The sequence below is a fragment of the Zobellella taiwanensis genome (genome assembly GCF_003012795.1).
Lineage (GTDB): Bacteria > Pseudomonadota > Gammaproteobacteria > Enterobacterales > Aeromonadaceae > Oceanimonas > Oceanimonas taiwanensis.
Genome location: NZ_PXYH01000014.1, coordinates 88734 through 96559, shown reverse-complemented (window position 1 = coordinate 96559; position 7826 = coordinate 88734). Strand labels below are relative to the sequence as shown.

The window sequence follows — 7826 nt, the reverse complement described above, 5'->3', positions numbered from 1 at the left end:
CCTTGGTGTTCGTCAAGCGGTTAAACCGAAGTTTTTACTGCTTGTTGACGTTGGCGTGTTGTGCCGTGTCAGTGAGGGCGCATTATAGGGAGCCGCCGGATTTGCGCAAGGGCTTTTTGGTGAAAAACGTCGCCCCAAGCACCGAATGCCGATTAACCCAGCAAACATACAGCTTAGCCACAGGGTTATGCACAGCATCAGTGCATCTGGTGCTGGCCATCCTGATTGATATTCTCCAAAGTCAGCTCCCGGAATGCCAATACCTGACCGCCATATTGACTGGCAAACTGCTCGGCGACAGTCTGCTGGCCGAAGCTGGCCAATGTCGGCCCCATGGCTCCGGTTCGGCTAGAACCTACAACATACCAAGCAGCTTCTGCGTCGATGAATTGTTCATCATCCGGCTCTTCCCAAGGGACAACGCTCATATCATGTACCCAAATTTGCTGACGTGCATGGCGATTCTCCGGATCCAGTGCCCAGTTCATCAAATCGCGGGTAGAGCAAAACTTGCGGACCTGCTCTTCGCCCTGCTCGTATGCCTCGCCTTTGGGACCGGGAAAACGGCTGATGACCATGCCACACAGATGGCATTCATCCCCCTGCTCTATCTCCACGGCACGCCTGGCCTGCTCCTCTATCCTATCTCCACAACCGGACAGCAGTAAGATGGGAAGCAGGAGCACGAATGCAAACAAACGCATAACTCAAATCCTTATCAAGGAACGTTGAAAAAGAAAACGGGCTAATAACATCAGCAGCAGTAGCCACAACAGCAGGCAGCCAAGGAGGCCACCCGAGCCCAAGGCAAGTTCGCTGCCCGCCACCATGACCCCACTTTTGACCTCACTGGAAGAAAGCAACTCCAGATTAAAGATACGGAAGATGTCCGCCGGATTGAACAACATCAAATAGGGCAACGAAGCGAAATCCAGCTGTTCGGGCAAGCCGATCAGCAGGCCCAGCATCAACAGGTCAAATACCACCACAAAGAAAAACCAAAGAATCAACGAGGCTCCCGCCGCCTTGCCCTTTTCACTGACCCAGGCGCTCAACACATAAGCCATGGCCAGAAAAATCCAGCCGAGCAGGATGGCCGATAATACCAAGGCGCTGAACAGCTTAAGAACCAGGCCGCTGTCCAGTTCAGGGGTCAGCAGCAGCAGTGTCAGGGCCGCACTGCCAAAACCCAGTCCAGTGGCGACCGCCAGCATCAACGCCTGCCCCATAAACTTGCCCACCAACAGTTGGCCGGGGGTGATGGGATAGGTCAGCAACAATAACAGGGTGCCCCGTTCAACCTCTCCGATCAGGGCATCATGCCCGAGCAGCAGGGCAATCAGCGGCAATATCACCACCGCCAGGCTGGCCAGGCTCGCCAGGGTGGATTCTATGGAGGTAAATCCCACCAAACCGGAGGCGACACCGCCGAAATAAGCCAGGCCGACAGCCAGTCCCCACAGCATCAGGGAAATCGCCAATATCCAGCGGTTACGCAATCCGTCCAACCACTCCTTACGGGCGATAATCAGTAGTATGGCCATCGGCGGCTCCGTAACAGATATGTTGATACAACTCGGGCAGGTTGGGCTGCTGCCAGTGGAAATCCTGAAGTCCGGGCAGACTACAGATGGCTTGAGCCAGCAGCTTTTGCTGCTCGGGAGGACTCTGTAAGGCCAACTGCCCCGGACTGGATTGGTAAACCAGATCTCGGCAGGACTCTGGCAACTGGGTTTCCAGGTTATCGCCGTAAAGTGTAAGGGTCACCGGCAAGCGGGACTCGGCGCGCAATTCAGCCAGACTGCCGGACGCCAGCAAGCGTCCTTGTCCCATCACGGCGATGCGATCCAGGTAGGGCTCAACGCCTGCCAATACATGGGAACAGAGGATGATGGCGCAGCCCTGCCGGCGCAGTTCGTCAATCTGCTCGTAAAAATCCCGGGTCGCCAGGGGATCCAGGCCAACGGTCGGCTCATCCAGCAGCAATATTCTGGGTTGACCCAACAGCGCCTGGGCCAGTCCCAGCCGCTGCCGCATCCCCTTGGAATAGGTTTTGACCCGACGCCCGGCTGCCTCTGCCAGCCCCAGGCGTTCCAGCAAGACCATGCCCTGTTTGGGCACCATGCCCTTGAGTCGGGCCAGGTAGCCGATGACTTCGGCGCCGGTTAATTGATCGTAGAAACTAACATTTTCCTGTAGAAATCCGATATGCCGACGCAGCTCCCGGAAAGCGTCCAAGGCAGGATCCTGATCCATCACCCTCACTTCCCCTGCATCGGGTCGCAACAGTCCCAGGATCAGCTTGATACTGGTGGTTTTGCCGGCGCCGTTATGGCCGAGCAGCCCAAGCACCTCACCGGACGACACCGCCAGCGATACCTGCTGCAGCGCCTTTTTGTCGGCGAACTGCTTACTGACCTGCCGTAAGCGGATAATGCTCATTGCTCCTCCTGTCGTACATGCCTTCGGGCAATGCCATCAGCGGGAATGAATCCCGCACTCCCGGCCCCTTGAATACCGGAAACTGTTGTTGAATCCAGCGTAACAGACTGACCACAGGTGCGTTCATCAGCCAGCGGGCCGCCGGATATTGCCATAGCACCCGATCCATGCCGTCATTGGGCTCGTGGGCAATGTCGCCCAGGCCGTCCTGGTTCAGATCCCAACCCTGATAGTCGCTCCAGAAGTTACCTCGACCATCGCGCGACCATTCCTGGGGACGATTGGAAACATAGCGGACCTGGGTCCGGTTGCCGACCAAGGCATTGTCGAAGATGCTGTTTTGTTCCGATCCGGCGGTCATGTGCAGGCCCAAATCACTGTGCCCCAGCCAGTTACCGCTGATTTCATTGCCCACGGCGTGATAGGCGAATAAAGCCTTGCCTTCCGCCCCCCTGGGGTTGAGCAGGCGGCTGTTGGCTTTGACGCCACTCACCCGGTTGTCGCTGATACGGGAATAAGTAATGTAATTCATCAGGATGCCGTAGTTCTCATCCTGCTCGGAAATATTGTCGACCACCGTTAATTGCCGTGATTGCATCAGGGCATAGCCGGTACGGGTCCGCCGGCTGTGGTTGCCGCTGACCTCGTTATGGTTGGAATACATATAGTGGATGCCGTAGCGTAGCTCGCTCAGCCGATTATCAATCAAACGGTTATGGTTGCTGTAGTCGATATAGATGCCGTCACGGGTATGACGAATACGATTACGGGCAACCTCGCTGTCACTGACGTTGAACAGGTGAATACCATTCCCCCTGTCCTGGGAACGCAACGTTTGATCACCACGGATGTCATTGTCGAGCAGCTGCAGTCCGCTCGCTCGGTCGGCCCAGATACCAAAACCCGGCCCTTGCAGGCGCAACCGGACAACAGCCGTGCCATGAGCCCGTTCACTGATAAAAACGCCCGCATCCAGGGCGCCCAAATCCCGGCCCCAGTTGCGCACGTCAAGATCGGATACCCGGATGCCCGGGGCATCCAGATAAAGGCCGTGACCCTGGCCACCGGCATCGATCACCGCCCCCTTCTCCCCTTTCAGGATGAGCGGACGAGCAATTCGCAACGCCGGATACACGCCGGCGGCCAGCACCACGGTTTCCCCTTCGGCCAGTTGCTCCAGCCCGGCCACGGAGGCCGGCGTCAGCCGAACCTCCGCCGCCAGCGGCCAGGCAAGCCATAACAGCAATAGCCATAGCCTGTTCATGCCACGCCTTATGCCGGCTCGACGAACATGCGACCAACCATTTCCATGTGCAGGGCATGACAGAACCAGTTGCAGTAGTACCAATGCACCCCGGGTTTATCTGCCACAAAAGTGATGGAAGAGGTCTGCTGGGGGCTGATCTCCATGCTCACGCCGTGGTTAACCATGCAAAAGCCGTGGCTCACATCCTCGATCATGTCCAGGTTGGTCACCACCACGGTGACTTCATCACCCTGCTTGACAGTGAACTCCTGAATACCGTAGGTCGGCGCCACCGAGGTCATGTAGACCCGCACCTTATTGCCGTCTCGGATCACCTTGTTGTCCCGCTCCAGGGTCACGCCATCCTTGGCCGCCATGGCCACGGTATCAGCGAAGAAGGGGTCGTTACGATCCCATATTTTCTTGGGATTGAGCATGTTGCGCTTGATCAGGATACAGTCGTGGGGCTCGGCAAAGGTAGGACCATCGTGCACCAGCTTCATCTCTTCGCCGGAGATGTCGATCAACTGATCGTTTTCCGCATGCAGCGGTCCCACCGGCAGGAAGCGATCCTTGGAGAACTTGCACAATACCACCAGCCATTTACCGTCCGCATCCCTCGCCTCGGTATGGGAGGCATGGTTGTGGCCGGGCTGGTACTGTACATCCAGCTTCTGGCGGATATAGTTGACATCCTCACCATTGTAGGCCTTCACGGCATCGGCCATGTTCCATTTCACCACCTGGCTGTCGATAAAAAGAGTGGTGTAGGCGTTGCCGCGACCATCGAAGGTGGTATGCAGCGGCCCCAGGCCCAATTCCGGCTCGGCGGCAATGACGGCACGGGGGTCGTCGAATTTGTCTTCGAACAGATCGTCCAGTTTGGCAATCTCGATCATGGAGACGGTCGGCGACAGCTTGCCGTTGGCGATAAAGTACTTGCCGTCGGGCGAAGTATTGAGACCATGGGGATTTTTCGGCACAGGTATATAGCGGGTCAGCGCCGAACCCTTGCGGCCGTCCAGCACCGGTACCTTGGAGTCCCCCAGGGTGGTGAAATTGCCGGCCTTGATCGCCGCTTCGATACGGGGAATATTGAATACTGTTACCCAGTCCCGCTCGTTGCGCATCATGCCGCCCAGATCAGTGGCACCTTCCGAGTTGTAGCAGGTGGAGGCGGCATACTTGCCGGTGTAGCAGGCATCGGTATTATCCAGGTTGCCGTCGACGATGACCTGGAAAGCTACCTCCATGGTCTCGGCATCAACGGCGTTGAACATGGTGAATTTTTCGGCGGCATCCAGGTTTTTCAGGTTGCTGCCATCGTTCGGATGGGGAATGATGAATTCGGCATTGCAGAACACGTACTGGGTGTGGGGCACCTTCTGCAGACGCAGTCCATGGATGGCCTGCACATTGGGGATGGTGACCATCTTGTCGCATTTCATGATATCCAGCCGGATACGCGCCACTCGACTGTTAGCTTTATCATTGATAAACAAATATTTACCGTCGTAGTGGCCATCGGTCATGGAGATATGGGGATGGTGGCAGTCTCCGTTGAGGTACTTGCTGCTCTCTCCCATGATCCGCTTGCTTTCGTCGGTTAGCCCCCAGCCGGTAGCCGAGTCCACGTTGAACACCGGGATGCGCATCAGCTCACGCATGGAAGGAACGCCCAGTACCCGCACCTCTCCCTGGTGGCCGCCGCTCCAGAAACCGTAGTATTCATCCAGCTCACCGGGAGCCACATGGGCATTTTGCGCCGCCGCCGCCGCCAGTGCGGGAGACGAGGCCAGGCTCAGGCCACCGCCAGCGGCGGCCGTAGCCAGCAGGGCGGATGAGCCCCCCAGGAACAGGCGCCGGCTCAGTTTGACATGCTCGCTCAGCTCTTCATGTTGGTCATGCTTGCTCATTAGACTCTCCTTGTAGTCCTGTGGTATCCACGTTAGTGATCTTGATGCGAGCCGCTTCCCGCTCCAGCTCGCGCTGGCGGCGTTTCTTGGCTTTCATGACCAGTGGCGGACACTTGCGTTGGTTGTAGTAGGTAACTTGGCAATCCAGGCAATGATGGCATTCGTTGGCGTTGATACGCCCGTCCGGATGGATGGCCTGGACTTCACACTCCTTGGCGCACAATTGGCAAGGCGTGCCACATTCCTGCCGGCGCTTGAGCCAGTCGAACAGCCGCAGCCGGGCCGGTACGGCAAGCGCAGCACCCAGGGGGCAGATATAGCGGCAGTAGGCCTTGCGTACAAACAGTGACAGCACCACCCAGCCCAGGGCATAGGCCACATAGCCCCATTCGCGCATAAAGCGCAGCGTCATGGCCGTTTTGAACGGCTCCACTTCCGCCGCCTGCTCTGCCAGGGCCAGAGACTGTAAAGACAGTCCGAACAGGCCCAATAAAATCAGATACTTGAGCGCCCACATCCGCTCATGCAGAGCAAAAGGTACCGTGAACTGTTTTATTTTCAGCTTGCGTGCAGCTTCGTTGACCAGCTCCTGCAGGGCACCGAAGGGACAGAGCCAGCCGCAGAAGATGCCCCTGCCCCATAGCAACAGGGTAAGGGCGACGAAACTCCACAGGATGAACATCATGGGATCAAGCAGGAAGGAGGACCACTGGAAGCCGGTAAAGAGGGAGTGCAGGAAGGTAAATACATTCACCACCGACAACTGGGCCAGGCTGTACCAGCCGATGAAGAAGAGCGTGTAGCACAAATAGCCGATACGGATCCGGTGCAACAGGGTCGGATGCTGCACCAGCCAATCCTGCAGAAATAAAATGATCACCAGCACCACCAGGCCCACAGCCAGTACCGCAAGCTGCACGGCCTTGTGCTGCCAGACACTGACCCACAAGGGTGTCTCGTCTTCTTCCCAGTCCGTTGCAGCGGTATGTTGTGGTGCCGGCAGGTTCAGGTAGGCATCGGGCAGCTGGTAGTCGGCATAAAAGCTGGTGAATTCGCTGTCCAGCGCCCCAACCTGACGGCGTACCATCAGTTCAAATTGCCAGGGGCGGGTCAAGTCCAGGCTGTTGGCCCGGGCAATAAAAATGGCCAGCTCGCCAAATTCGGGCGTATCTTCGGCCAGCAGATCCGACGGCGCCAGGCGCTGGTAATCCATATCACGGAAGGCGATTTCCTCTGCATCCTGCCACAGCCGGATACGGTCGAAAATACCACCGCGCACAAAGCCGTTACCACGGAAACTGTAATCACTGTTGGCCACCACCAGCACCGGCTGATCACCGGGCTCCAGGCTCGCCATCAGGCGATCGTATTGCTGCTGGCCCAGCAGGTTGATACCGGCGTCCGCCATGCCCAGGGGCGCGAAATAAAGCTCCATGAACGCCTGTTCCGGCTCGGCCGGCGGCGTACGCGACGCCGCTCGAGTACCAGCAAAAGCCTGCTCCACCTCGCCCTGGGTGAGATGCAGGCGGCGGATCAGTTGGCGGTCTCTCAGTTCATTCCAGTCACGCTCTTGCCACTGGTTGTTCAGGGTCACGGCCTCACCGGCAAGATCGGGAGCGGACTGAATATCCCCCTGGGCCAGAGACGCCTTAGCCGAGCGCAACGCCCGCATGATGGTCTGGTTAATGACCATAACCGTTACCGTAGCTCCGGTAACGCCATCCACCGAATGAATATCGTCACGCCGGGACAAACCGACCTGTACCCGTTCACTGGCCTCGATTCCCCGGTACTGATCGACAAATTCGGTCAGCTTGATCTCGGGAATGCCAATCAGCAATATCGGCTCATGGTGTTCAACCACGCGGCTTTGTTCCAGTCTGCCCTGTTCATCCATTACCAGCAGCAGCTCCACCGGTTTACCCGAATAGGCGGGGATATCGGCGAACTGTCGGGTCAGGAAGGCATAGCGGGCCGGCTGCCCGGCCCTGTTGATATGCCAGCCGGCAAAGGGTTGACTAACGGGGACGATCTCGGCTCCGGGATACCAGTCGGCCAACTGCTCGACAGGATCAGGGCCTTCAGCAGCCTGCACCAGGGCAGTGGCGGCGAGAAACAACAGGAAAACCAGGCTCCGTAGTACTGACATAAGGCTGCCTATAACTTACATTTTAATTGCAAAATAATGCTGCAAAAGAGTCCGTTGGTGCTTGATCCAGATC

At 57.5% G+C, this 7826-nt stretch carries 6 protein-coding genes; all 6 read right to left on the bottom strand.

What is annotated here, in order from left to right:
* Window positions 1–197: 197 nt before the first annotated feature.
* Genes C7I36_RS11330 through C7I36_RS11305 form a run of 6 tightly spaced genes read right to left on the bottom strand, consistent with a single transcriptional unit; the run spans window position 198 to window position 7753 of the window.
* A complete protein-coding gene (locus tag C7I36_RS11330; RefSeq protein WP_106453816.1) occupies window positions 198–704 on the bottom strand; it encodes a nitrous oxide reductase accessory protein NosL in 507 nt (168 codons plus the stop codon).
* Window positions 705–707: 3 nt separating this feature from the next.
* Window positions 708–1544: an ABC transporter permease gene (locus C7I36_RS11325; RefSeq protein WP_106453815.1), complete on the bottom strand. Its 837-nt coding sequence runs from the start codon at window positions 1542–1544 to the stop codon at window positions 708–710.
* Window positions 1516–2442 carry an ABC transporter ATP-binding protein gene (locus C7I36_RS11320; RefSeq protein ID WP_106453814.1) on the bottom strand — a complete coding sequence of 309 codons (927 nt, stop codon included), beginning with the start codon at window positions 2440–2442 and terminating at the stop codon, window positions 1516–1518. Before C7I36_RS11320 ends, C7I36_RS11325 begins: the two co-directional genes overlap by 29 nt.
* Window positions 2411–3706: a nitrous oxide reductase family maturation protein NosD gene (locus C7I36_RS11315; RefSeq protein WP_106453813.1), complete on the bottom strand. Its 1296-nt coding sequence runs from the start codon at window positions 3704–3706 to the stop codon at window positions 2411–2413. Before C7I36_RS11315 ends, C7I36_RS11320 begins: the two co-directional genes overlap by 32 nt.
* 8 nt (window positions 3707–3714) lie before the next feature.
* Window positions 3715–5604 carry a TAT-dependent nitrous-oxide reductase gene (gene nosZ / locus C7I36_RS11310; RefSeq protein ID WP_106453812.1) on the bottom strand — a complete coding sequence of 630 codons (1890 nt, stop codon included), beginning with the start codon at window positions 5602–5604 and terminating at the stop codon, window positions 3715–3717.
* Complete coding sequence (locus tag C7I36_RS11305) at window positions 5591–7753, bottom strand: NosR/NirI family protein (protein WP_106453811.1); 2163 nt, start codon at window positions 7751–7753, stop codon at window positions 5591–5593. Before C7I36_RS11305 ends, nosZ begins: the two co-directional genes overlap by 14 nt.
* Between the last annotated feature and the right edge of the window lie 73 nt (window positions 7754–7826).